Annotated in this window: 25 protein-coding genes; 11 read left to right on the top strand and 14 right to left on the bottom strand. The window is 66.9% G+C overall.

The window, feature by feature from the left end; all coding sequences use genetic code 11:
• Positions 1 to 31: 31 nt before the first annotated feature.
• On the bottom strand, positions 32 to 412 hold the full coding sequence (locus tag V9K99_RS25315; protein ID WP_337004504.1) for a VOC family protein: 381 nt from the start codon (positions 410 to 412) through the stop codon (positions 32 to 34).
• 27 nt (positions 413 to 439) lie between these two features.
• A complete protein-coding gene (locus tag V9K99_RS25310) occupies positions 440 to 583 on the bottom strand; it encodes a hypothetical protein (protein ID WP_337004502.1) in 144 nt (47 codons plus the stop codon).
• 99 nt (positions 584 to 682) lie between these two features.
• On the opposite strand from V9K99_RS25310, the gene V9K99_RS25305 reads away from it, so the two are divergent.
• The gene (locus tag V9K99_RS25305) at positions 683 to 1,321 is read left to right on the top strand and encodes a TetR/AcrR family transcriptional regulator (protein ID WP_337004500.1); all 639 of its coding nucleotides are present in this window, start codon (positions 683 to 685) and stop codon (positions 1,319 to 1,321) included.
• On the opposite strand, the gene V9K99_RS25300 is transcribed toward V9K99_RS25305, so the two are convergent.
• Complete coding sequence (locus tag V9K99_RS25300) at positions 1,286 to 2,104, bottom strand: putative protein N(5)-glutamine methyltransferase (protein ID WP_337004499.1); 819 nt, start codon at positions 2,102 to 2,104, stop codon at positions 1,286 to 1,288. The two genes, V9K99_RS25305 and V9K99_RS25300, sit on opposite strands and share 36 nt — an antisense overlap.
• Before the next feature lie 135 nt (positions 2,105 to 2,239).
• On the bottom strand, positions 2,240 to 3,130 hold the full coding sequence (locus V9K99_RS25295; protein ID WP_337004497.1) for a LysR family transcriptional regulator: 891 nt from the start codon (positions 3,128 to 3,130) through the stop codon (positions 2,240 to 2,242).
• Between the two features lie 114 nt (positions 3,131 to 3,244).
• Here V9K99_RS25295 and V9K99_RS25290 point away from each other — a divergent pair, with 114 nt between their 5' ends.
• The 8 genes from V9K99_RS25290 to V9K99_RS25255 all read left to right on the top strand — a co-directional run bounded on the left by V9K99_RS25290 (position 3,245) and on the right by V9K99_RS25255 (position 10,260).
• Positions 3,245 to 4,270: a hydroxyacid dehydrogenase gene (locus tag V9K99_RS25290; RefSeq protein ID WP_337004495.1), complete on the top strand. Its 1,026-nt coding sequence runs from the start codon at positions 3,245 to 3,247 to the stop codon at positions 4,268 to 4,270.
• A 13-nt stretch (positions 4,271 to 4,283) separates the two neighbouring features.
• Positions 4,284 to 5,426 carry a mandelate racemase/muconate lactonizing enzyme family protein gene (locus V9K99_RS25285; RefSeq protein WP_337004493.1) on the top strand — a complete coding sequence of 381 codons (1,143 nt, stop codon included), beginning with the start codon at positions 4,284 to 4,286 and terminating at the stop codon, positions 5,424 to 5,426.
• 9 nt (positions 5,427 to 5,435) lie between these two features.
• A complete protein-coding gene (locus tag V9K99_RS25280) occupies positions 5,436 to 6,746 on the top strand; it encodes an ABC transporter substrate-binding protein (protein ID WP_337004491.1) in 1,311 nt (436 codons plus the stop codon).
• A 6-nt stretch (positions 6,747 to 6,752) separates the two neighbouring features.
• Positions 6,753 to 7,697: a carbohydrate ABC transporter permease gene (locus tag V9K99_RS25275; RefSeq protein ID WP_337004489.1), complete on the top strand. Its 945-nt coding sequence runs from the start codon at positions 6,753 to 6,755 to the stop codon at positions 7,695 to 7,697.
• Positions 7,687 to 8,550 (top strand): carbohydrate ABC transporter permease, encoded by an 864-nt coding sequence (locus V9K99_RS25270; RefSeq protein ID WP_337004487.1) that lies wholly within the window; start codon positions 7,687 to 7,689, stop codon positions 8,548 to 8,550. The genes V9K99_RS25275 and V9K99_RS25270 overlap by 11 nt, the downstream gene beginning before the upstream one ends.
• Positions 8,551 to 8,553: 3 nt before the next feature.
• On the top strand, positions 8,554 to 9,339 hold the full coding sequence (locus tag V9K99_RS25265; RefSeq protein ID WP_337004485.1) for a sugar phosphate isomerase/epimerase family protein: 786 nt from the start codon (positions 8,554 to 8,556) through the stop codon (positions 9,337 to 9,339).
• A 31-nt stretch (positions 9,340 to 9,370) separates the two neighbouring features.
• A complete protein-coding gene (locus tag V9K99_RS25260; RefSeq protein ID WP_337004483.1) occupies positions 9,371 to 9,826 on the top strand; it encodes a carboxymuconolactone decarboxylase family protein in 456 nt (151 codons plus the stop codon).
• 80 nt (positions 9,827 to 9,906) lie between these two features.
• The gene (locus V9K99_RS25255; protein ID WP_337004481.1) at positions 9,907 to 10,260 is read left to right on the top strand and encodes a YciI family protein; all 354 of its coding nucleotides are present in this window, start codon (positions 9,907 to 9,909) and stop codon (positions 10,258 to 10,260) included.
• A 98-nt stretch (positions 10,261 to 10,358) separates the two neighbouring features.
• On the opposite strand, the gene V9K99_RS25250 is transcribed toward V9K99_RS25255, so the two are convergent.
• The 5 genes from V9K99_RS25250 to V9K99_RS25230 form a co-directional block, all read right to left on the bottom strand.
• Positions 10,359 to 10,661 carry a hypothetical protein gene (locus V9K99_RS25250; protein WP_337004479.1) on the bottom strand — a complete coding sequence of 101 codons (303 nt, stop codon included), beginning with the start codon at positions 10,659 to 10,661 and terminating at the stop codon, positions 10,359 to 10,361.
• Between the two features lie 258 nt (positions 10,662 to 10,919).
• Positions 10,920 to 11,726 carry a carbohydrate ABC transporter permease gene (locus V9K99_RS25245; protein WP_337004477.1) on the bottom strand — a complete coding sequence of 269 codons (807 nt, stop codon included), beginning with the start codon at positions 11,724 to 11,726 and terminating at the stop codon, positions 10,920 to 10,922.
• Between the two features lie 71 nt (positions 11,727 to 11,797).
• Positions 11,798 to 12,265, bottom strand: a complete 468-nt coding sequence (locus tag V9K99_RS25240) for a carbohydrate ABC transporter permease (protein WP_337004475.1) — start codon at positions 12,263 to 12,265, stop codon at positions 11,798 to 11,800.
• Between the two features lie 48 nt (positions 12,266 to 12,313).
• Positions 12,314 to 13,363, bottom strand: coding sequence for a LacI family DNA-binding transcriptional regulator (locus V9K99_RS25235; RefSeq protein WP_337004473.1), 1,050 nt, complete (start codon positions 13,361 to 13,363; stop codon positions 12,314 to 12,316).
• Between the two features lie 36 nt (positions 13,364 to 13,399).
• Positions 13,400 to 14,110 (bottom strand): SDR family NAD(P)-dependent oxidoreductase, encoded by a 711-nt coding sequence (locus V9K99_RS25230; RefSeq protein WP_337004471.1) that lies wholly within the window; start codon positions 14,108 to 14,110, stop codon positions 13,400 to 13,402.
• Positions 14,111 to 14,164: 54 nt separating this feature from the next.
• Between V9K99_RS25230 and V9K99_RS25225 the strand changes: the two genes are divergently transcribed.
• The gene (locus tag V9K99_RS25225) at positions 14,165 to 14,719 is read left to right on the top strand and encodes a MarR family winged helix-turn-helix transcriptional regulator (RefSeq protein ID WP_337004469.1); all 555 of its coding nucleotides are present in this window, start codon (positions 14,165 to 14,167) and stop codon (positions 14,717 to 14,719) included.
• Between the two features lie 71 nt (positions 14,720 to 14,790).
• Positions 14,791 to 17,085 carry an excinuclease ABC subunit UvrA gene (locus tag V9K99_RS25220; RefSeq protein ID WP_337004467.1) on the top strand — a complete coding sequence of 765 codons (2,295 nt, stop codon included), beginning with the start codon at positions 14,791 to 14,793 and terminating at the stop codon, positions 17,083 to 17,085.
• On the opposite strand, the gene V9K99_RS25215 is transcribed toward V9K99_RS25220, so the two are convergent.
• The 5 genes from V9K99_RS25215 to cbiQ form a co-directional block, all read right to left on the bottom strand.
• Complete coding sequence (locus V9K99_RS25215; protein ID WP_337004465.1) at positions 17,059 to 17,892, bottom strand: SRPBCC family protein; 834 nt, start codon at positions 17,890 to 17,892, stop codon at positions 17,059 to 17,061. The two genes, V9K99_RS25220 and V9K99_RS25215, sit on opposite strands and share 27 nt — an antisense overlap.
• A gap of 32 nt (positions 17,893 to 17,924) precedes the next feature.
• Positions 17,925 to 18,863 carry a winged helix DNA-binding domain-containing protein gene (locus V9K99_RS25210; protein ID WP_337004463.1) on the bottom strand — a complete coding sequence of 313 codons (939 nt, stop codon included), beginning with the start codon at positions 18,861 to 18,863 and terminating at the stop codon, positions 17,925 to 17,927.
• A 229-nt stretch (positions 18,864 to 19,092) separates the two neighbouring features.
• The gene (locus tag V9K99_RS25205; protein WP_337004461.1) at positions 19,093 to 19,881 is read right to left on the bottom strand and encodes an SGNH/GDSL hydrolase family protein; all 789 of its coding nucleotides are present in this window, start codon (positions 19,879 to 19,881) and stop codon (positions 19,093 to 19,095) included.
• Between the two features lie 129 nt (positions 19,882 to 20,010).
• Complete coding sequence (locus tag V9K99_RS25200; RefSeq protein ID WP_337004459.1) at positions 20,011 to 20,799, bottom strand: energy-coupling factor ABC transporter ATP-binding protein; 789 nt, start codon at positions 20,797 to 20,799, stop codon at positions 20,011 to 20,013.
• A complete protein-coding gene (cbiQ, locus tag V9K99_RS25195; RefSeq protein WP_337004457.1) occupies positions 20,796 to 21,527 on the bottom strand; it encodes a cobalt ECF transporter T component CbiQ in 732 nt (243 codons plus the stop codon). The genes V9K99_RS25200 and cbiQ overlap by 4 nt, the downstream gene beginning before the upstream one ends.
• Positions 21,528 to 21,532: the final 5 nt, after the last annotated feature.

The raw sequence follows: 21,532 nt of genomic DNA, 5'->3' as shown, positions 1-21,532 counted from the left end.
ACCTCAGCCAGTGAGGTCGGCGCGGCAAGGATCAATTCGGCGTGGTCCATTCGACGAACTGGATGATGACGCCGTTGGGGTCGGTCACCTGGAACAGGCGTTCGCCCCACGGCTCCTCGCGCAACGGCATGGTGATCTCGACACCAGCGTCCCGCAGCCGCTTCTCCTCCGCGTCGATGGTGTCGACCGTGAACGCCAGAATCAGGCCGGCGGCACGCTGGTCCCGCTGCTCGGGCGGCAGTACCCCGATCCCCCGCTGCAGCAGGACCACGTCGACGGCGTCGTCACGGGTCAGGGACGCGAAGCCTTCGGCCGCGACCCGTTCGGAGTAGCCCAGGTGCTCGATGAAGAACGCCTGCGAGGCGGCGACATCGTCGATGGTCAGAGAAATGGTGGAGGCGTTGATCTTCACAGCAGGTCCTTTCAGAGGAGGTTGTGGTCAGCGGGCGCCGCGCCGCGGGGTCCCGCGACGGGTGCTGACGACCGGGTTGCGGACGGTGCGGTTCGGCACCGTCCGCCACTCGTCACGGCGCCGGTGCGGGAACGAACCGGACGGAGAACTGCCGAGACCTTGCTTGCGCATCCACTACTTCCCTTCGAAGTAACTTTACGACGGGCGTAACTTTAGGCCGAACGGAGTGTGCTGTCAACATACTTTTACGACGAGGGTAAGATTCTCCTCATGGACACCACCGCTCCGACCGGGCTGCGCGAGATCAAGAAGCAGGAGACGCGCCAACTGATCTCCGATCAGGCGACCCGGCTGTTCATCGCCAAGGGCTTCGAGCAGACCACCATCGCCGAGATCGCCGACGCCGCCCGGGTCGCGAAGAAGACCGTCACCAACTACTTCGCCCGCAAGGAAGACCTGGCCCTCGACCACCAGCAGGCCTTCATCGCATCCCTGGCCGACGCGGTGGCCGCCCGCCGTACCGGTGAATCCGCGCTGGCCGCTCTCCGCCGCGACTTCGAGGCCGCCGTCGCGACTCAAGACCCGGTCGCAGGCTTCGCCGGCCCCGAGTTCACCCGCTTGATCGCCGACAGTCCGACCCTCACGGCCTGCCTCCGCGGCCTCCACGACCAACGCGAGCAAGCTCTGGCCGCGGCGCTCGCCGAAACCACCGGCGAGCACCCCGACCACATCACCGTCACCACAGCCGCCGCACTACTGGGCGCCGTACACCGCGTTCTCTTCCTGCGAATCCAGACCCTCACCCTGGCCGGCCACTCCAACGACGCCATCGCCAAGACCGTCGCCGCAGAAGCCACCCAAGCCTTCGACCTCCTAGAACCCGCCCTCGCGAACTACGCCATCGCCTGAGCGATTGCCTATGACAACGTTTGCGCCGAGGTCCTCGTCGGAGGTGATGCGGGCGGTGAGGCCGTGGTTCTGGAGTACGGCCTTTGCGAGTGGAGCCTGGTGGTCGCTCATTTCGACGAAGAGGTGACCGCCGGGGGCGAGCCAGTCAGGTGCGTCGGCCGCGACTCGGCGGAGGGTGGCCAGGCCGTCGGGTCCGCCGTCGAGGGTGACGTGCGGCTCGTAGAGGCGGGCTTCCGGGGGCAGGAGCCGGATCTCGTTGGTCGGGACGTATGGGACGTTTGCCACGAGTACGTCGATCCGGCCGCGCAACTCGTCCGGCAACGCGGCGAACAGATCGCCCTGGTAGACCGATCCCCGCCACGGCACGAGATTGCGCCGGGCACACCGAACCGCGGCCAGCTCGATGTCGGCGGCGTACAAGGACACCTGCCGCTCCGCCGCGATCGCCGCACCCAACGCACCTGACCCACAGCCCAGATCGAGTACGACGGCGCCCGGAGCGGTCACCAGCAACGCTTCAGCGACCAGGAACTCGGTACGGCGACGTGGGATGAACACACCGGGATCGACGGCGATCCGCAGTCCGCGGAACGACGCCCAGCCGAGAACGTGCTCGAGCGGCAGCCCGGCGATCCGGCGATCGACCATCGCGGTCAGCTCGGCCGCATCCCGGGCGGTCTCGGCGATCATCGCGGCCTCGTCCTCGGCGAAGACACACCCGGCGGCCCGCAGCCGGCCGACGACATCGGCCAGCTCAAAGGAAGGAACAGAAGAAACAGTCACGGAAACCCTTCGACTACGAGGCTCCCGCGTCAGCGAACGACGCCGACTTCTCGAGGCGGGAGCAACCAACCTGCCCTAGCGGTAATCGGTCCCACCTCCTCAGTCCGTCGTACTGTTGCCGGTCACACTACCCGACTAGCCGTCGAGGTGTGGGTTCTCCCGGAGGGATTCGGCGAGGCGTTGGAGGGCTGGGTTGGGGCTGTCCGGGCTCCAGCAGGCGTGCAAGGTGACCGAATGGGCGTCCGCTGCGTCCAGTTCGCGGTAGCGGACGCCTTCCACGCCCATCGCCATGATCGATCGCGGAATCAACGCACATCCCAGGCCGGCCCGAACCAGCGCCAGCATCGTCGGCACCTGCGAGGCCAGCTGGCTCACCGCGTAGCGATCCATCCCGATCATCGCCGCGCAGATGTCATGCAGGTACTGCGATCCTTCCGGGCTGTACCCGATGTAGTCATCGGTGACGTCCACCAACGCCACCGGCCCTTCCCCGACCGCGAGCGGATGATCAGCCGGTACGGCGAGGACCAGGTCTTCGGAATGCACCAGCACGGACTCGAACCCGTCCGGAATCGGCGGCCGCACCAACCCGATGTCGATCTCCAGGTTCGCCAGCGCCTCGAACTGCGCCGGGCTGACTAGCTCGGTCAGTTCCGATGTCACGGCCGGCGTCCGCTTCCCGACCATGGTGAGGAAATCGGCCAGTACGGCGTACGCCCCGATCGCAGTGAACGCGATCCGCAAGGTCCCGGTCTGCCCGTCGGCCGCGCGCCTGGTCGCCTCCGGAGCCACCTCGAGCAGCGCGAGCACCCGCCGGGCGTGCTCGAGGAAGACGTCGCCGGCGGCGGTCAGCCGCACTCCCCTGCCGGTCCGGTCGAACAACCGCACACTCAGCGTCCGCTCCAGCCCCTGGATCTGGCGGGTCAGCGGCGGCTGGGTGATGTTCAGCCGCTGCGCCGCCTTGCCGTAGTGAAGCTCCTCGGCGACGGCGACGAATCCACGGAGTTGCTGGAGCGAAAGGTCCATAGACCGCACCGTACCCATACCCCCGCGGTATCGGTCAATACGAAATCGGGCTTGGACCTGCATAACGGAAAGCGCCTACCTTCGAGGCAACGCCCAACCGAAGGAGCCCTCACGGTGCCGAAGCTCGCTGCCTTGTTCACCCCCGAACGCGCCGACGATGTGGTCGACCCGCAGACCCGCCGACTGATCGAGGACCGCTTCGAGGTCGTCTGGGCCGGGGCCGAGCATGCCGCCGGCCCGGGGTCCCCCGGCAAGCCGCCGGCACTCGACCCGGCAGCGCTGCCCAGCCTGGTCGCCGGCGCCGACGTCCTGCTGACCAGCTGGGGTACGCCGCACCTGCCCAGGGGACTGTGGGCCGAAGGCAACGGTCCCAACGTGGTCGCGCACGCGGCCGGCTCGGTCAAGAACCTCATCGACCCGACCATCCTCGAGCAAGGTGTCGCCGTCTTCTCCGCCGGACCGCGGATCGCCTGGTCGGTCGGCGAGTACTGCCTGGCCGCGATGCTCACGCTGGCCCGTCGTCTCCCCCGCTTCGACCACGCGATCCGGCAGGGAGGCTGGAAGCAGACCGCTTTCCGCGGTCACGAGCTGGCCGGCGCCAAGGTCGGCATCATCGGCGCAAGCTCCACCGCCCGGGCCCTGATCACGCTCCTCAAGCCCTTCGGCTGCGACCTCGCCGTCTACGACCCGTACCTCAAGGCCGAGCGTGCGGACCAGCTCGGCGTCCGCCTCACCACCCTCGAGGACGCGCTCGAGAGCACGTTCGTCACCATCCACGTCCCGAACGTGCCGGAGACCAAGTGCATGATCACCCGCAAGCTGATCGAGCAACTGCCCGACGACGCGATCGTGGTCAACTCATCCCGCGGCCCGGCCGTCGACCAGCAGGCCCTGCTCGACCACGTCCTCGACGGCCGCCTGTACGCCGCTCTCGACGTCTACGACCCCGAGCCGCCGTCATTCGACGCCACGATCCTGGAATCGCCGAACCTCCTGCTCAGCCCGCACATCGCCGGTGACACGGCCGAGGGTCACCTCGCGCTCGCCGGTTACGTGCTGGCCGACGTACTGAAGTGGCTCGAGGACGGCAGTCGCGGACCGAGCTTCGTCGATCCGGCCGTCTGGTCGATAGCGGCCTGAGAGGACGAGACTCATGTCGCGGATCAGTCAGGTCGAGGTGTTCCCGGTCGCGGTCCCGTTCGCGCGCCGGTTCGTCCTCGGCAGCGGGGCGGTCGGAACGCCGGGTGAACGACCGGACCAGGCCACCGCCGTCATTTTCGTGAAGCTGACCACCGAGGACGGCGTGGTCGGCTGGGGTGAGCAGCGGGCGCTGCCGAGCTGGAGCTACGAGACCGCCGAGACGATGGCGGTGGTGATCAAGCGGCACCTCGCGCCGATCCTGCTCGAACTCACCCCGTTCGACGTCGAACTCTTCCACCAGCGCGCCGCCAAACGCCTCAGCCCCGCGGTCTCGAACGGCTTCCCGTTCGCCCGTGCCGCCGTCGACGTCGCGATGCACGACGCGGCGGGCAAGCTGGCCGGCGTACCGGTGCACGCGTTGCTCGGCGGCAAGGTGTACGACGAGATCCCACTCTGCTCCGCGATCGGGGTCGGCGATCAGGACGCCGTACGCGAACATGCGCTGCAGTCGTCGGACTATTCGGCGTACAAGGTGAAGATCGGCGGCGATCTGGACGCGGACACCGCGGCGATCGAGACCGTGGCCGAGGTGGCCGGCGACAAACCGCTGTGGCTCGATGCGAACCAGTCGTACCGCCCGAGCCTGCTGAAACAACTCAGAGACCGTACGGCGGGGATCCGCACGATCCATTGTGTCGAGCAGCCGGTGCCGAGCACCGACACGCTCGCCATGCAGCGGCTGCGCGGACTGATCGACCTGCCGATCGCCATCGACGAGGGGAGCTTCTCCGCGCAGGACCTGGCCCGGGTGATCCGGCTGGACGCCGCCGACCTGGTCGTCGTCAAGGTCTGCAAGTCCGGCGGCCTGCGCAACGCCCTGAAAACCGCCCAGACCGCCCAGGCCGGTGGTCTCGAGATCCTGGCCAGCGGCCTCACCGACTGCGGTGTCGCCCTCGCGGCCGCGCTGCACGTGTTCAGCCAGCTCGACCTCGCCCTGCCCGCCGAGCTGAACGGGCCGGAACTGCTCTCCGACCTGTACGTCGAGGGGCTGACCATCACCAAGGCCGTTGCCACGGTCCCCACCGCCCCTGGGTTGGGCGTCCAGGTCGACGAGGAGCGAATCCGCGCCGAGTCGATCGACCTTGATTACAGCTGAGGAGAAGCCATGCACAAGAGGCTGTCCCGCCGCAGCTTCCTCGAACTCACCGGCCTGGCCGGGCTGGGTGCGGCCGTCGCCGGCTGCTCGTCCGGCCCACCGGCCGGCGCCGCGACCTGGGCGATGTGGTCGAGCAGTGCCGCGGAGAAGAAGGTCTGGGAAGACTTCAGCAAGTACGTCGAGCAACAGCTGAAGGTGAAGTCCGTCCCGACCCTGACACCGTCCAACGGATACCCGACCAAACTCGATCTGCAGCTTGTCAGTGGTACGGCCAGCCTGGTGACCGCGATCAACGGCACGCTGATTCCGACCTACGCCGCCCGTGGCGCGCATCGCCCGTTGGACGACCTGATCGCGGCCGACCCCGACTTCGACCTGGACGACTTCTACCAACCGAGCCGGCGGATCTCGAGTTTCAACGGCAAGACGTACGCGATCGGCTTCGACGTCGCGCCCACGGTCATGTACTACAACAAGACCCTGTTGCAGAAGGCCGGCGTCGACCTGCCGTCCCGGACCGAGCCGATGTCGTGGGCAACCTTCCGGGACCTCGCCATCGAGCTGACCAAGCCGCCGGACCAGTACGGCTTCACCTGCGCGCCGGCCATCGACGACCTGGTCTCGTGGATCTACTGTGCCGGCGGCAATGTGATGAACGAGCAGGCGACCCGGAGCACGCTCGGCGACCCGGAGGCGATGGAGGCGCTGCAGTTCGTCATCGACCTGTTCGTCAAGGACAAGGTCACGCCACCGATCAAGAACCTCGTCAGCGAGAGCTCGTCGTCCAACTTCATGCAGGGCAACGTGGCCTTCATGCAGAACGGGCCCTGGCAGGTGGTGAACATCCGCAAGGCCAAGTTCGACTGGGACATCATCCCGTTCCCGGCGGGTGCGGTCGGGAGCACACCGCGGGTGTCCGGATCCAGCTTCGCGATTCCATCGGGGGTGCGCGAAGGTGCCGATCTGGACCTGGCCTGGAAGCTGCTGAAGACCCTGACCAGCACCGGGGCACTCGACATCTACGCCAAGGCCGGCCGCAACAACCCGGCCCGGCTCAGCGCCGGCAGCGCGTTCCAGCCGCCGCCGGACAACCTCGGCATCGTCCAGCAGATCCTGGCCGGCAAAGTCGCCGGTGGTCACGCGTTCGACGTCACCACCAACTGGAACCAGGTCAAGCAACTGCTCGGCCAGGACCTGCCCAGGACGTTCCTCGGTCAGGTCACCGTCGCCGACGCGATCAACGGGCTGACCCCGCGTCTCGACGTACTGATGCGGCAGCACCAGGACAACATCCGCCAAGCCACTGCCAGGAAGGGGTGACCACCCATGGCTGTCCAAACCGTGCCCGCCCCGGCCGCTACCGCACCACCACGTCCCGCCTCGAAACCGACACCGCGCTGGCGCAACCGTGAGTCGCTGACCGCCTGGCTGTTCATCCTGCCCAGCCTGATCGGGTTCCTGATCTTCACCGCCGGCCCGGTCGTCGCGGCCGGAGTCATCTCACTGCTCGACTGGAACCTGTTCAGCGCACCCACCTGGGCCGGGTTGAGCAACTTCGCCCGGCTGGGCCCGGACCCGACGTTCTGGTCGGCGCTGGGCAATACGGCGTACTTCACCTTCCTGAGTGTGCCGTTGACGATCCTGATCAGTCTCCTGCTGGCTCTCTTGCTGAATCAGGGCCTGCGCCGGATCGCGGTCTTCCGCTCGCTCCTGCTGTTGCCGTACGCAACGATCACGGTGGCGGTCGCGTTCGTCTGGATCTGGCTCTACATCCCGCACGACGGCCTGGTGAACTCCGTCCTCGGAGTGTTCGGGATCAACGGGCCGGCCTGGCTGATCTCGGACGCCTGGGCGATGCCGGCGCTGGTCGTGATGAGCGTGTGGAAGAGCTTCGGATTCGGCATGGTGGTATTCCTGGCCGGGTTGCAGGCGATCCCGCAGCAGCTCTACGAGGCCGCCCGGGTGGACGGCAGTTCGGCCTGGCAGAGCTTCCGCAACGTGACGCTGCCGATGCTGTCGCCGGCGCTCTTCTTCGTCATCGTGACCTCGATCATCGGCTCGTTCCAGGTGTTCGACCAGGCGCTCATCATGACCAACGGCGGGCCGGGTACGCGCACCACGACGCTCGTCATGTACATCTACCGGACCGGGTTCGAGAACTACGACCAGGGCTATGCGGCGGCGCAGTCGCTGGTGCTGTTCGCCTTCATCGTGGTGATCACCGCGGCCCAGTTCCTGCTGCAGCGGAGGATGGTGCACTATGACAACTGAGGCCATCACACCCGGTGGACCCCTGGTGTCCAACAAGGTTGTCGTCCGCAAGCTCATCGTCTTCGCCTGCTTCCTGGTCACCGCGATCACGCTGATCCCGGTCGTGATGATGGTGCTGGTCGGCTTCCAGTCCGACGGCGAGTCGATGGCGGCGAAACCGTCGTTCTGGCCGAGCACCTGGCACCCGGAGAACCTCACCCGCGCGTTCGACCTGGTGCCGCTCGGGAAGTACCTGCTGAACACCGTGTACTTCGCAGCCGGCACGACTCTGCTCGAGACGGTCACGGCCGCGTTGGCGGCGTACGCGTTCGCCCGGCTGAACTTCCCCGGCCGGAGCTGGCTGTTCGGCATCTACCTCGCCACCCTGATGATCCCGTCGCAGGTGACGTTGATCCCGCAGTTCGTGCTGGTCGCGAAGCTGCAAGGCATCGACACCTGGCCGGGGATGATCCTGCCGCACGCGTTCACCGCGATCGGCGTGTTCCTGCTCCGGCAGTTCTTCATGGGCATCCCCCGCGACTACGAGGAAGCCGCCCGCCTCGACGGCGCGAACCGCTGGCAGGCGTTCATCCGGATCATCGTGCCGCTCGCCGTACCGGCGATCGCCACGCTGGCGGTGTTCAAGTTCATCGGTCAGTGGAACAACCTGCTCTGGCCGCTGATCATCTCCAACAGCGATGCGACGCGTACAGCGTCCGTCGGGCTGCAGGTGTTCCAGGACACCAACGGCACCCAATGGAACCTGTTGCTGATGGCAGCGACCGTCACCACCGTTCCGTTGATCATCATCTTCTTCCTCACCCAACGCTGGTTCGTCCGCGGTATCACCATGAGCGGACTGGGAGGCCGCTAGAACATGACCTATCAATGGTCCGTTTTCACGAAGCCGTGGTCCGGGCTGCCCGGTGACGAGCTCGGCCGGCTGGTTGCCGGGCTCGGCTTCACCGGGGCCGAGATCCCGGTCCGCGACACCGCTTTCGTCACCCCGGCCACGGCCGAGGCCGAGCTGCCGAAGTTCACCGAGCAGTTGCGTGCCGAAGGCATCGAACCCATCAGCATCGCGAGCGACCTGTCCGAGCGAACCTTCGCCGCGTGTGCACAGGCCGGCGTACCGATGATCCGGATCATGGCCGAGCTCGGCCCGGACGGCTACGCGGCCTCGGTACGACGTACGCGCGGACTGCTCGAGGAGGCGGCCGTCCTCGCCGCGCAGTACGACGTCCAGGTCGGGATCCAGCCGCATCACGGGCGATTCGTGCCGTCGACGCTCGGCGTACTGCAACTCCTCGACGGACTGCCCGGCCAGTTCAAGCTGGTGTGGGACGCGGCCCATGACGCACTCGCCGGCGACGATCCCGCGGTGACGCTCGAGCTCGGCCTGGATCGGCTCGGCATCGTCAACCTCAAGAACGCGAAGTACATCCACACCGACAGCGGCTGGAAGACGTATTTCGTCCAAGGCAACGAGGGCATGTCCGACTGGTCGGCCGTCTTCACCACCTTGCGACGACTCGGGTGGACCGGACCGATCTGCTTGACCGGGCAGTACTCCGATCCCGCCGTAGGAGTGGCGGAACGACTCGAGAAAGATCTTCTCTTCGCTCGTGTCACATCTTCCGGCCAAGCTCCGTCAGGAGGGTGAAGACAACAACTCACCTGATGGAGAACCTCCCATGACTGCTCGAATCACCAACCCCGCCATGCTGTTGCCGGACGCCAACAAGGGTGTGCAGAACATCTACAAGGCCGTGATGCAAGGCGGAGTGACTGGGCCGACGCTCGAGCTGGTGCACCTGCGGGCCAGCCAGATCAACGGCTGCGCGCCCTGTGTCTTCGGTGGCGTGAAGTCGGCCCTGAAGAACGGCGAGACCGACGAGCGACTGCACCAGGTGGTCGCCTGGCGTGAGTCGGACCTGTTCACCGACGCCGAACGTGCGGCGCTGGCCCTCACCGAGGCCACCACCCGAATCGCTGACCGGCCGGAATCGGTGACGGACGAGGTCTGGGCCGCCGCCGCAGAGCACTTCGACGAGAAGCAGTTGGCCGCGATCGTCTTGATGATCGGGCTGACCAACATGTTCAACCGGATCAACGCCGCAACCCGGGAGCCTGCCGGCGCGACCTGGTGACTGAGTAGCGTGAGGAGCGCCGGTGTCGAGAACGGCACCGGCGCTCCGACGTACCCAGGTAACCGGAACCGGAGGCAGTGATGAAGTACATGCTCTTGATCTACGGGAACACCGAGACCTGGGACGCACTCGGCGCGACGGGGATGGACGCGGTGTACGACGCGCATCGCAAGCTGTTCGAGGAGATGAAGGCGAACGGCGAGTACGTCGCCTCGGACGGGCTGACCACCCTGGACGCACGGGTGGTCCGCGTCAAGGACGGCGTACTCGCGGTCACGGATGGGCCGTTCACCGAGGCCAAAGAGGTGCTTGCCGGGTACTACCTGGTCGACTGCAGTCTGGAGCGGGCCATCGAACTGGCGGCGAAACTACCGGAGGCACCCTACTCTCCGATCGAGGTGCGCGCTCTCACCGATCCGATGCCCGAGAAATGAAGCATGGGCTGCTCCAGGGACTTGCCGGCCTCAGCTGGGCGTTGACACCTGAGACCGGCGAGTCACTGACTCAGCCCATCAATGGGCACCTCTTGTGTTCAGGCAGGGTCGCCCGACGCGAGGATGACCCCACCTGAGGCGGGCTGATCACCCATGCCCCGGCCACCCTGGACGAACACGGTGGCGCCCTGCTCCGGCGCTGTTGCGCCGTCGCCGAGTCGCAGCGTGGTGGTCAATCCGTTGCTCAACCTCAGCACCGCCACGCGTCGCGGCTTCACCGACGGGATCGACGAGTTCACCTCGTGGATGCCGGTGCAGACCGCCGGTTGGATCGAAGCCCGCCCGAGTCCTGCCTTGCCGTGACTCCTCACATCACGGCACTGCTCGGCGAGCCTTGTCATCGCTGACACACTTCCCCCTTCTTCTCATCGTTACCCCCGAGTGATGGCTGGCGCGACCGCCAGGTACGACGCAGCGGTCGCACACTCCCCCGTCCTTCCCGCACCCGGAAACGACGCGGAAGTGATCAGGGAAGCCTTGCTGAGAGTGACGGTGTTTTCAAGGGATCGTGACAGGAATCCCGCGTACCGGAACCGATGTCCAGCTTTTACTCTCCTCCGAAACTTGCGATGCGCAAGCGCCCACTTAAAGCAGTGGTCTCATTGACCGCCGAAGCCGGTGGTCGCGATTCCCTTGATGATCTGGCGCTGGAAGAAAAGGAACACCAACACCAGCGGCAATGCGGCCAGGATCGCCGACGCCATGTTCTGCGCGTACTGCAGGCCATAGGCGCTCTTCACCGTCTGCAGGCCGACCGGCAGCGTCATCAGGTCCGCGTCGGTGGTGACGATGAACGGCCAGAGGAAGTTGTTCCAGGCACCGATGAACACGAAGATCGCCACCGCCGCGAGGATCGGCCGCGACAACGGCAGCACGATCGACCAGAACACCCGCAGCCGGTTCGCCCCGTCCACCCGGGCGGCATCCTCCAGCTCGACCGGGATCTGGTCGAAGAAGCGTTTGAGAATCAGCACCATCGCCGGGGCGAACGCCTGCGGCAGGATGATGCCCCAGTAGGTGTCGACCAGGTCGAACGCGAGCATCTGCCGGAACAGCGGCACGATCAGCAACTGCGGCGGGATGATGATCGCACCGATGATCGCGGCGTACAGCCAGCGCCGGCCGCGGAACTCGATCCGCGAGAACGCATACCCGGCCAGCGCCGAGGTCGCCACCGTGATGAACGTGATTGCGACAGACGTGATCAGGCTGTTCCACGCCCAGGCCGGGATGTCACCCGCGGACAGGACTTTCCGGTAGGCGTCGAAGCTGAATCCGTCCGGTGGATTCAGCGTGATCGTCGACGCGCCCGCGTCGGCCTCGCTTTTCAGCGATGTCAGCACCGCCCATCCGAACGGCACCAGCCAGGTCGCGGCCAGGAACGCCAGCACCAGCAGGGCGACCATTCTGGACACGCTCCAGGGATTTTCGCCAGGCTTGTGACCTTGTTTGATCCCACGACTCAAGGTGTACGTACTCACGATGCACTCCGGCGATTGATCAGCCTGTACTGCGCGATCGAGACCAGCACGATGATCGCGAAGAACAGGTAGGAGATGGCCGACGAGTAGCCGAACCGGTAGCCGGTGAAGCCGGACTCGTAGATGTACTGCACGATCGACCGGGTCGAGCCGGCCGGGCCGCCGTTGGTCAGCATGTAGATCTGGTCGAAGACCTTCAGCGACGCGAGGACCTGCAGCGTCAGGATCAGCGCCGTGGTCGGCGCCAACTGCGGAATCACGATCGAGAACAGTTGCCGCCACTTGCCGGCGCCGTCGATCGCGGCCGCCTCGAACTGCTGCTCCGGGATGTTCTGCAGCGCGGCCAGGTAGAGCAGGAAGTTGAACCCGATCGTCCACCACAGCGTGGTGACGACGACCGAGATCATCTTCACGTTCGGATCCTGCAGCCACGCCACCGGGGCGATGCCGAACTCGGCCAGCACGCCGTTGATCAGCCCGAGCTTCGGGTTTCTTATGAGGAAAGTTGTCGGTTAGCGTGCGGTGCTGGTGCGCTCGACGATGCGGTGCGGGATGATCACTCGCCGCGGCGCCGCGTCCCGGTCTGCCATCCGCTCAGCGAGCAGATCGAGGGCCGAACGGACGAACTCGCGCCGGTCGAAATCCACTGTCGTCAGCGGCGGGATCATGAACTGGCTCTCCAGGATGTTGTCGAACCCGGCGACCAGCGTCTGCTTCGGTACGTTGACGCCCGCCGCCCACAACGCCGACAGCGCGCCCGACGCCAGCGTGTCCGTGAAGCAGAAGAACGCATCCGGCAACTCGTGCTCGGTCAGGTACTTGCCGACCACGGTCGCCGCGCCCTCCGGCCGCCACCGGTCCAGGTTGATCTCCAGCGCCGGATCGTTCGGTACGCCGGCCTCCTCGAGCGCTTGCCGATACCCCGCCGTACGCAGTCTGGATGCCGCCGTACCGGGTGCATCCGCAGTCCCCGCGAGGACGCCGGCACCACTGGATCCGCGCGGGACTTCCGGCGTACCCACGGCCGCGATCCGTCGGCAGCCCTGGTCCAGCAGGTGTTTCGTCATGTCCCGTGCCGCGGCGACGTTGTCGATCGCGACCTGGCTGACCACGTCCTGGTCGACGTCGCCGATCAGTACGACGGGCGGCAGCGGACCGGCCGTCATCACGGCACTGTCGTCCACGTTCACCGGGTTGAGGATCAGGCCGTCGACGAGGTGCGCACGCCCCTTGGACAGCAGCTCGAACTCGCGGTTCGGCTCGGCCGCGGTCTGTTCGATCTGCACACCCCAGCCACGCTCGTGCGCCAACTCGACGACGAGATGCGTGATCTCGGCGGAGTACGGCCGGAGCAGGTCGGGCAGGGCCAGCGCGATCATCCCGGAGCGACCGTTGCGCAGTCCGCGGGCGCTCATGTTCGGTACGTAGTCGAGCTCGCTCAGCGCCTGCTCGACCCGCGCCCGGGTCTCCGGCCGCACGAAGACGACACCGTTGATGACGTTCGACACCGTCTTCGGAGAAACCCCGGCCAGCTTGGCAACATCTTTGACGGTGGCACGCATGCGGCCATTGTCACACCTGGCCACGTTGTCAGGAATTCAGCGGCTGGTCAGGGCGCCGCCGTTCACGTGGAGGACCTGGCCGGTGAGGTGGCGGGCGCCTGGTGAGGTGAGGAAGTGGATGGTCTCGACGATGTCGGTCACGGTGCCCTCGCGTTTCGTCATCGTTGCCTCAAGCAACTGTGCGCGACGCTCGTCGGACAGTTGGCCCTGGAAGAACTCGGTGTCCGCGGTGAAACCGGGCGCGACCACATTCGAGGTGATCCCCCGCGGCCCGAGCTCCGCGGCGATATCGAGGTTCCACGTCGCCAGCGCGGCCTTGGATGCGCCATAAGATCCGGGCCCGCGGGCGCCGGCGATCGAACCGAGGTGGATGACGGCAGTCGTCAACCGTGGCTTGAGGGCGGTGGTGGTGAGAACCGCGGACAGCAGGTTCGCCTCCAGGTTGGCCAGCCAGTTCGCCTTCAGTTGCGCGAGTCCGCCCTGCTCACGACCGAAGTCGGTGTTGCCGCCGGCATTGTTCACCAGTACGTCGACCTGCTCCGGCAACTCGTCGAGCAGCCGCTGGACCTGCTCCGGGTCGGTCGCGTCGCACACCACTCCCCTGGCTCCGAGATCGGCGGCTGTCTTGGCCAGCACGTCCTCGCGGCGGCCAGTGATCACCACCTCGGCGCCGTCCGCACGGAACCGCTCAGCGGTCGCCCGCCCGATTCCGGTCGCTCCTCCGGTCACCACGATCGTCCGGGGCACGATACTCCTCACGTTTAGGTCTAAATGTTTAGGTCTAAACGTAGCATGGTGATCATGGCTTCCCCACGTGACGGCTATCCCTTCGACGGGCCGAGCCCCTACCCCGCCGCGGAGATCGCCCGCGCCTGGCAGCGGGAGCGGCCGGGTACGCCGACGGACTCGATCGAGATCGTCACTCCCCTGTGGCGACTGGCGAAGCTGTTCGCCGACGACCGCCGCCGGCTCCTCGCCGATCTCGGCGTCGATCCGGCCACGCTCGATCTGCTCAGCGTGCTGCGCCGGGCCGGATCGCCGTACGAGCTGAGTACGCGCGAGTTGAGCCGCCGTACCCTCGTCACCGCCGGAGCGATCTCACAGCGGGTCGCCCGGGCCGAGGAGTCCGGACTGGTCACCCGTCGTACGGCGAACGACGGCACGCGGGCAGTGGTCGTCACGCTCACCGACACCGGCCACGACCTGATCGAGCGAACCGTCGACCAGGTGCTCACCCGGGAGTCCGAACTCGTCGCCTCGCTCACCCCCGCGAACCGCGAACGACTGGCCGGTCAGCTCCAGGAACTGCTCGACCAGGTCGGCGAAGTCGCCCGCAAACCTTCGTCGGGCGTATAAGGTTTTCGCGACCCTTCAGCGGTGGCTTGCAGCCCAAGTGCTTACGACTGGTTCAATGTCACAATTGAAGGATGCCTGCTACCGAATCGACCGGGTACGCCGGTCCCACGGCCGCCGACAGTCACGACGTCATCCAGGTGCGGGGTGCCCGCGAGAACAACCTCAGCGGTGTCTCCTTGGACATCCCCAAGCGCCGGCTCACCGTCTTCACCGGAGTCTCCGGCTCCGGCAAGTCGTCCCTCGTCTTCGACACCATCGCCGCCGAGTCCCAGCGGCTGATCAACGAGACCTACACCGCCTTCGTCCAGAACTTCATGCCCAGCCGCAGCCGTCCCGACGTCGACTCGCTGCGCAACCTGTCCGCCGCGATCATCGTCGACCAGGAACGGATCGGCGCCAACTCTCGCTCCACGGTCGGTACGGCGACCGACGCGCACACCATGTTGCGGGTCCTGTTCAGTCGCGCCGGGACGCCGTACGTCGGACCGCCCGGAGCGTTCAGTTTCAACCTCGCCGAGGGGATGTGCCCATCGTGTGAGGGCCTCGGCCGGACCACCGAGTTCGTACTGGACGAGCTCGTCGACCGGGAGAAGAGCCTCAACCAGGGTGCGATCACGGCACCCGGATACGCGGTCGACAGCTGGCACTGGCAGTTGATGGCCAACACCGGCTTGTTCGATCCCGACCTGCCGCTCAAGGACTACCCGGCCGAGAGCTGGGAGCGATTCCTGCACCAGGAGCCGACCAAGGTCAAGGTCGGCAAGAGCAACCTGACCTTCGAGGGGCTCGTCTCGAAGCTCAAGCGCAGCTTCCTGAGCAAGGATCGCGACTCGATGCAGAGTCACCTCCGCGCGTTCGCCGACCGGGCGATCCGGCAGGCAACCTGTCCGGCCTGCGGCGGCGCCCGGCTGAACGAGGCGGCCCGCTCGGTCACCGTCGACGGCCGGACGATCGCCGAGTGCTCGGCGATGCAGATCAGCGACCTCGCCGAGTTCGTTGCCACGATCAACCACCCGGCTGTCGGGCCGATGATCGAAGGGCTCCGGCAGACGCTGGACTCGATGGTCACCATCGGGCTCGGGTACCTGAGCCTCGATCGCGAGTCGTCGACGCTGTCGGGTGGTGAGGCGCAGCGCGTGAAGCTGGTCCGGCACCTCGGGTCGAGCCTCGCCGACGTCACCTATGTATTCGACGAGCCGACCGTCGGCCTGCATCCGCACGACATCCAGCGGATGAACGACCTGCTGCTGCAGTTGCGGGACAAAGGCAACACCGTGCTCGTGGTCGAGCACAAACCGGAGACGATCCGGATCGCCGACCACATCGTCGACCTCGGTCCGGGCGCCGGCCTCGCCGGTGGACGACTCTGCTTCGCCGGTGATCTCGACGGGCTCAAGAAGTCCGGCACGTTGACCGGCCGCTACCTGGATCACCGGGTGACCGTGCGGGACGACGTACGGCGGCCGACCGGGAAGTTGTCCATCGAGGGCGCGACGCTGCACAACCTGCGGAACGTCAGCGTCGACATCCCGCTCGGGGTGCTGACCGTCGTCACCGGAGTCGCGGGATCCGGGAAGAGTTCACTGATCCACGGCTCGCTGGCCGGCCGCGATGGCGTCATCATCGCGGGGCAGGAGCCGATCCGCGGGTCGAAGCGGAGCAATCCGGCGACATACACCGGGCTGCTCGATCCGATCCGGGCCGAGTTCGCAAGGGCGAACAACGTGAAGCCGGGGCTGTTCAGCGCCAACTCGGTCGGTGCCTGCAAGACCTGCAAGGGCATCGGTCTGGTCTACACCGACCTGGCCATGATGGCCGAGGTCGCGTCGGTCTGCGACGACTGCAACGGTGCGCGGTTCACGCCCGAGGTGCTCGCCTACAAGTTGCGGGGCAAGAACATCAGCGAGGTACTGCGGATGACCGTGACCGAGGCACGTGAGTTCTTCACTCGTGGTCCGGCCCGAAGCATCCTCGACCGGCTGTCGACGGTCGGCCTCGGGTACATCGGCCTCGGTCAGCCGCTGACGACCCTGTCCGGTGGTGAGCGTCAGCGGCTGAAGCTGGCCATCAACATGGGCAAGACCGGTTCGGTTTACATCCTCGACGAGCCCACCACCGGCCTACACCTGGCCGACGTGGACCAACTGCTGGCGATGCTCGACACCTTGGTTGACGACGGCAACACAGTCATCGTCATCGAGCACCACCAGGCCGTGATGGCGCACGCCGACTGGCTGATCGACGTCGGGCCGGGCGCCGGCCACGACGGTGGGCAAGTCGTGTTCACCGGCACGCCCGCCGACCTGGTCGAAAGCAGCCCGACCCTGACCGCGGAACACCTACGGCTTTACGTCGCTGGCCAATAGCTCGGCGGCCAGCGACTCGATGAGCTGCTGCCAGGCATCGAGGTAGTCGGCGGCGGGGCCGGTCTGGGCAAGGACCAGGCGGGCTCCGCCGTTGCCGTCCCGCAGCGTCCAGCTGACCTCGCCCTGTGACCAGGTGTAGGTCAGACGCTCCGGCTCGGCCACCTCGGTGACCGGACCGGCATCAATGCCCTTGGCAACGAACCCGGCCGGCGGCGTGCTGCCGGCCGACGCGGTCGCCGCTCCGGCCAGGAGTTGCCACACCAATTCCTTCGGGCGGACGAGTTGCCGCTCGAACCGGACCCCGCCGTCATCGAGGACGACACCCTGGTCCAGGCCGTACACCTTGACGAAGTGCTCGTGCAGTACGGCGTAGTCCTTCTCCGGAACCGCCGATCCGCCGAGCACCTGCTCCAGCGCGTCGAAGCACTGGATCCAGCCGCTGGTGAAACTCGCCGACCCCGGCCGGTCGTCGTACGTCGCGGTCAGCTGCAACGTGCACCCGTCGGCCGACGGGATCAGCTCCCAGCGGAGCACCTCGTCGCCCCAGGTGTACTCGATCAACTGCGGCGGCTCGTACGCACGGATCACCCCGCGGCTCTGCTCGTCGACGGGCGCATCGGGCTCCTCCTCGAAGGTGAACGTGATCGGCCCGTCCAGCCGCAGATCCAGCTCGACCGCGGCCGGGAACCACCCGCGCAGCTCCCCCGGCTCGGTGATCGCCCGCCAGACCTTCTCCACCGGATGCCGCAATTCGCGCTGCATCCGCAGGACCGTCCGGCCGTTCTCGGTGCTCAAGGTCTCGGTCATGACCCCATATATACCGGACGAGGCATATACGATCAACCGCCGAACCGGGCCACGTCCTCGAGTTCCGCCGCCAACTGCTCGGGCTCCGGATTCCGGTCGTCGAAGAGCTCGTAGGAGCGGCCGAGGTGTTTCCAGGAGCCGATCACCCGGCCGCCCTCGACGATTGCCGGACGCAGCATCCCGCCACCCGGATGGATGTGTTTGCGGTACTCGTCGGCCAGCGCGTGCCGTCGGTCGTCGTACCCGAGCAGGTACGGGTCGAACTCCCCCAGCAGGCGCAGATCCGGGCAGCCGGGCAGATCCTCGACCGCTGAGAACTCGACTCCTTCGACGTCGAAGGACCTGGTCGCGGCGGCTTGCAGTCCCTTTCGCGCGATCGGTACACCCAGGCCCGACCAGGTCGCGAAGTCGCGCGCGGTCGCCGGGCCGTACGCCGTCACGTAGCGCCGAGCGAGATCCTCGAGATCCCCGTCCAGGGCGAGCGGCTTGCCCAGCCAGTCGCGGACAGCGACCCACGTCTCGTCCTTGTCATAGCCCGGTCCGTAACAAAGCCGCCCGAGCAACCCGGTGTGCCGAATGAGTGCATACACCTGCTGCCCCTTCGACTCGGCGATGAGCCCGGCTTTGACCAGTACGTCGGCCAACGCTGAGCGACTCGTGGGGCCGTTGGCGAGCAGATGTTCCTCGATGACGTCGGCCGCTTCGGCCCGGATCGCCTCGGTCAGACCCAGTTCGCCGTACCGGCGCTCGGTGTCCTTGATGAGTTTCGGGCCGAGGAGCCCGAGCAACGGGCCGGCGTGCTCGGTCGCGACGAGCTGGAGGGTGCCGCGCATGAACCAGCCGCGGACGACTGAACGATCAATCTCCTGAGCGTGGGACACATCGGCGAACGTGGTCGCGGTCGAGCGGGCCCGGACGGCGTACGCGGCGCCGCGCCAGCTCTGCGCCTGCAGTCCCCCCGTCCGATGCACGACGTCGGCCACCCCTCCGGGGCCGGCCTCGTCCACCGGACGCGCCAAACAATTGGCCTGGAACCGAGCCGCCAACAGCCAGCCACCAGACCTCACCACCCCTGCATGACACCACGATTCGACGATCCGCGCACCCTTTGGTGGGCTGACCCACGCGAGAGGGGGTTGGCCAACCCGATTCCGCGTGGCCAACCCCCGGCCTGGTGGGTGAGCCCACCAAAGGTGAGCGTCAGGCGAGCTGGTCGTCGACGAGGTTGGCGTAGTTGGCCTGGCCGGTGACGTTGGGGTGGTAGGACTCGCTGACCGGGTTCGAGAGGCCGTTGATCCACTCCGGGCTGCCGCAGACCGCGTGGCCGATGAAGAGCGAGGTCGGGTTGACGAAGGTGAAGCCGGCCGCGCTCGCCGAGGCCGCGGTCTTGGAGTTGAGCAGGTCGGCGGTCTGGTTCAGCCGGGTCATCTCGGTCGGGCTGAAGAACGTTCCGGCGTTGCAGTCGGTGCCGTTGAACAGGCGCGGATAGCCGACCACGACGACCCTGGCCGATGGCGACTTGCTCTTGATCGACCCGTACAGGCCGTTCAGCCGGCCGGGCAGCGTGTTGTTGATGATCGACTGGGCGTTGTTGATCGCCCCAGTGCAGTCGCCGCGCCAGGACGGCTTGGCGCACTCGGTGATCACCGACGAGAACCCGGCATCGTTGCCGCCGACCTGGACGGTGACGAGCTCGATACCGCTGTTCAGCGCGCTCAACTGGTTGTTCGTCACGTCCGCGACGCGGGCACCTGAGCAGGCCACGAAGGAGAGGTTGGCACCGACCCGGACAGCGTCGATGTACGGGTAGGCCTTGGTCGAACGCTGACACGAACCACTGTCCGCGATGTAGCTGCGGGTGCCGACACCGGAGGCGTACGAGTCCCCCAGAGCGACGTAATCGGGTGCCGCGGCGTACGCGACACCGGGGCTGACGAGCATCGCGGCACCGAGGGCCGCGGTGGAAACGAGGACGGCGATGGACTTCATGGGCGGACCGCCTTTGCAAGGGGTGGTGACAAGGGCACTCAAAGTCACCATGACCCGACTCGCCGGTAACACACAACCCTTCGGTGAGAAATTCACCACGGATTGCCGAAATTGGTTGCCGACGTTCCCCTACCCGGGGGCTGACAAACCTTTCTCCGGACCCGGCACCGACAACGGGTCGAAGCCGTACGGGAGCTCGAGCCGGTGCGCGCTCATCAGTTCGGCGTCGCCGAGCAGCTCCCGGGTCTTGCCGTCGGCCACTATCCGGCCGTCGTCCATCAGCAGGCTGCGCTCGCACAACTGCAGGGCGTAAGGCAGGTCGTGGGTGATCATCAGCAGGGTCACGTCGAGGCCGGCGAGGATGTCGGCGAGCTCTCGTCGCGCGGCCGGGTCCAGGTTGCTCGACGGCTCGTCCAGCACCAGCACCTCGGGCCGCATCGCCAGGACCGTCGCGACGGCCACCCGCCGGCGCTGACCGAAGGACAGGTGATGCGGCGCCAGGTCCGCGTGATCCTGCATCCCGACCTGCACCAGCGCTTCGTGCACCCGGTCGTCCAGTTCGGATCCCCGCAGGCCGAGGTTCGCCGGCCCGAAGGCCACGTCGTCCCGCACGGTCGGCATGAACAACTGGTCGTCCGGGTCCTGGAACACCAGCCCGACCTTCCGTCGTACCTCGGGAAGGTGTTCGCGATGCAGGCCCGTCCCGCCGATCTGGATCCGGCCGCTCCCGGTCCCGCCGGACACCGAGCCGAGGATGCCGTTGAGATGCAGAACGAGCGTGGTCTTCCCGGCGCCGTTCGGGCCGAGTAAGGCGACCCGTTCACCGCGCTGGACGGTGAAATCGACACCGAACAACGCCTGCCGGCCGTCGGGGTAGGCGAAGACGAGACGCTCAACGTGAATCGCGGGACCGCTCACAAGCTGACCAGCCTAACGGCGAGGGCGATGAGTACGGCGGCCAGGGAGATCGTCAGCCCTTCGAGCCATTGAGCCGAGGTCGCGCCCCGCGTGCTCAGCAGCGGCATCCGGCCGGTGTAGCCGCGCGACCGCATGGCCAGATGGACCCGCTCACCCCGCTCGAAACTGCGGACGAACAGCGCGCCCACTCCCCCGGCGACCGCCCTGAGATGACCGGCCCGGCCGCCGGTGTAGCCGCGCGATTCACGCGCGATCCGCATCCGGTGCAGGTCGTCGGAGACCACACTCAGATACCGGACCATGAACGACAGGATCGCGACCAGCGTCGACGGCAGCCGGAGCCGTTCGAGCCCGGCCAGCAGGTCCCGCGGCCCGGTCGTCGCCGACAACAGGATCGCCGCGACCACACCGAGCGTGCCCTTCGCCAGCACGTTCCAAGCCCCGAGTACGCCGGACTCCGACAACTCCAGTCCGAGTACGTCGACCCGCGGCCCGGTCGCCACGAACGGCAGCAGCAACGCGAACACGATGAACGGCGTCTCCACCGCCAACCGCCGCGAGACGACCAGCGCCGGCAACTTCGCGACCATCACAGCGGCCACGAGCATCACGCCGTACAGGCCGAACGCCCAGAAGGCGGTCACGGGCGTGGACACGACGGCGAGGACGAAGACGAACAGCGCGACGATCTTCACCTGCGCCGGGATGCGGTGAACCCGGCTGTCCACCGCTA

Source organism: Kribbella sp. CCNWLW201, from assembly GCF_037203805.1.
Lineage (GTDB): Bacteria > Actinomycetota > Actinomycetes > Propionibacteriales > Kribbellaceae > Kribbella.
The sequence above is the reverse complement of the archived record's forward strand: the minus strand, read 5'-3'. Positions and strand labels throughout refer to the sequence as shown.

Coding starts and splice junctions, on each gene's coding strand:
- V9K99_RS25295 (WP_337004497.1), bottom strand. CDS start 3,130: ATGGACCTTTCGCTCCAGCAACTCCGTGGATTCGTCGCCGTCGCCGAG.
- V9K99_RS25220 (WP_337004467.1), top strand. CDS start 14,791: ATGCCTGCTACCGAATCGACCGGGTACGCCGGTCCCACGGCCGCCGAC.
- V9K99_RS25270 (WP_337004487.1), top strand. CDS start 7,687: ATGACAACTGAGGCCATCACACCCGGTGGACCCCTGGTGTCCAACAAG.
- V9K99_RS25225 (WP_337004469.1), top strand. CDS start 14,165: ATGGCTTCCCCACGTGACGGCTATCCCTTCGACGGGCCGAGCCCCTAC.
- V9K99_RS25235 (WP_337004473.1), bottom strand. CDS start 13,363: ATGCGTGCCACCGTCAAAGATGTTGCCAAGCTGGCCGGGGTTTCTCCG.
- V9K99_RS25285 (WP_337004493.1), top strand. CDS start 4,284: ATGTCGCGGATCAGTCAGGTCGAGGTGTTCCCGGTCGCGGTCCCGTTC.
- V9K99_RS25215 (WP_337004465.1), bottom strand. CDS start 17,892: ATGACCGAGACCTTGAGCACCGAGAACGGCCGGACGGTCCTGCGGATG.
- V9K99_RS25245 (WP_337004477.1), bottom strand. CDS start 11,726: ATGGTCGCCCTGCTGGTGCTGGCGTTCCTGGCCGCGACCTGGCTGGTG.
- V9K99_RS25310 (WP_337004502.1), bottom strand. CDS start 583: ATGCGCAAGCAAGGTCTCGGCAGTTCTCCGTCCGGTTCGTTCCCGCAC.
- V9K99_RS25255 (WP_337004481.1), top strand. CDS start 9,907: ATGAAGTACATGCTCTTGATCTACGGGAACACCGAGACCTGGGACGCA.
- V9K99_RS25205 (WP_337004461.1), bottom strand. CDS start 19,881: ATGAAGTCCATCGCCGTCCTCGTTTCCACCGCGGCCCTCGGTGCCGCG.
- V9K99_RS25250 (WP_337004479.1), bottom strand. CDS start 10,661: ATGACAAGGCTCGCCGAGCAGTGCCGTGATGTGAGGAGTCACGGCAAG.
- V9K99_RS25275 (WP_337004489.1), top strand. CDS start 6,753: ATGGCTGTCCAAACCGTGCCCGCCCCGGCCGCTACCGCACCACCACGT.
- V9K99_RS25305 (WP_337004500.1), top strand. CDS start 683: ATGGACACCACCGCTCCGACCGGGCTGCGCGAGATCAAGAAGCAGGAG.
- V9K99_RS25280 (WP_337004491.1), top strand. CDS start 5,436: ATGCACAAGAGGCTGTCCCGCCGCAGCTTCCTCGAACTCACCGGCCTG.
- V9K99_RS25260 (WP_337004483.1), top strand. CDS start 9,371: ATGACTGCTCGAATCACCAACCCCGCCATGCTGTTGCCGGACGCCAAC.
- V9K99_RS25265 (WP_337004485.1), top strand. CDS start 8,554: ATGACCTATCAATGGTCCGTTTTCACGAAGCCGTGGTCCGGGCTGCCC.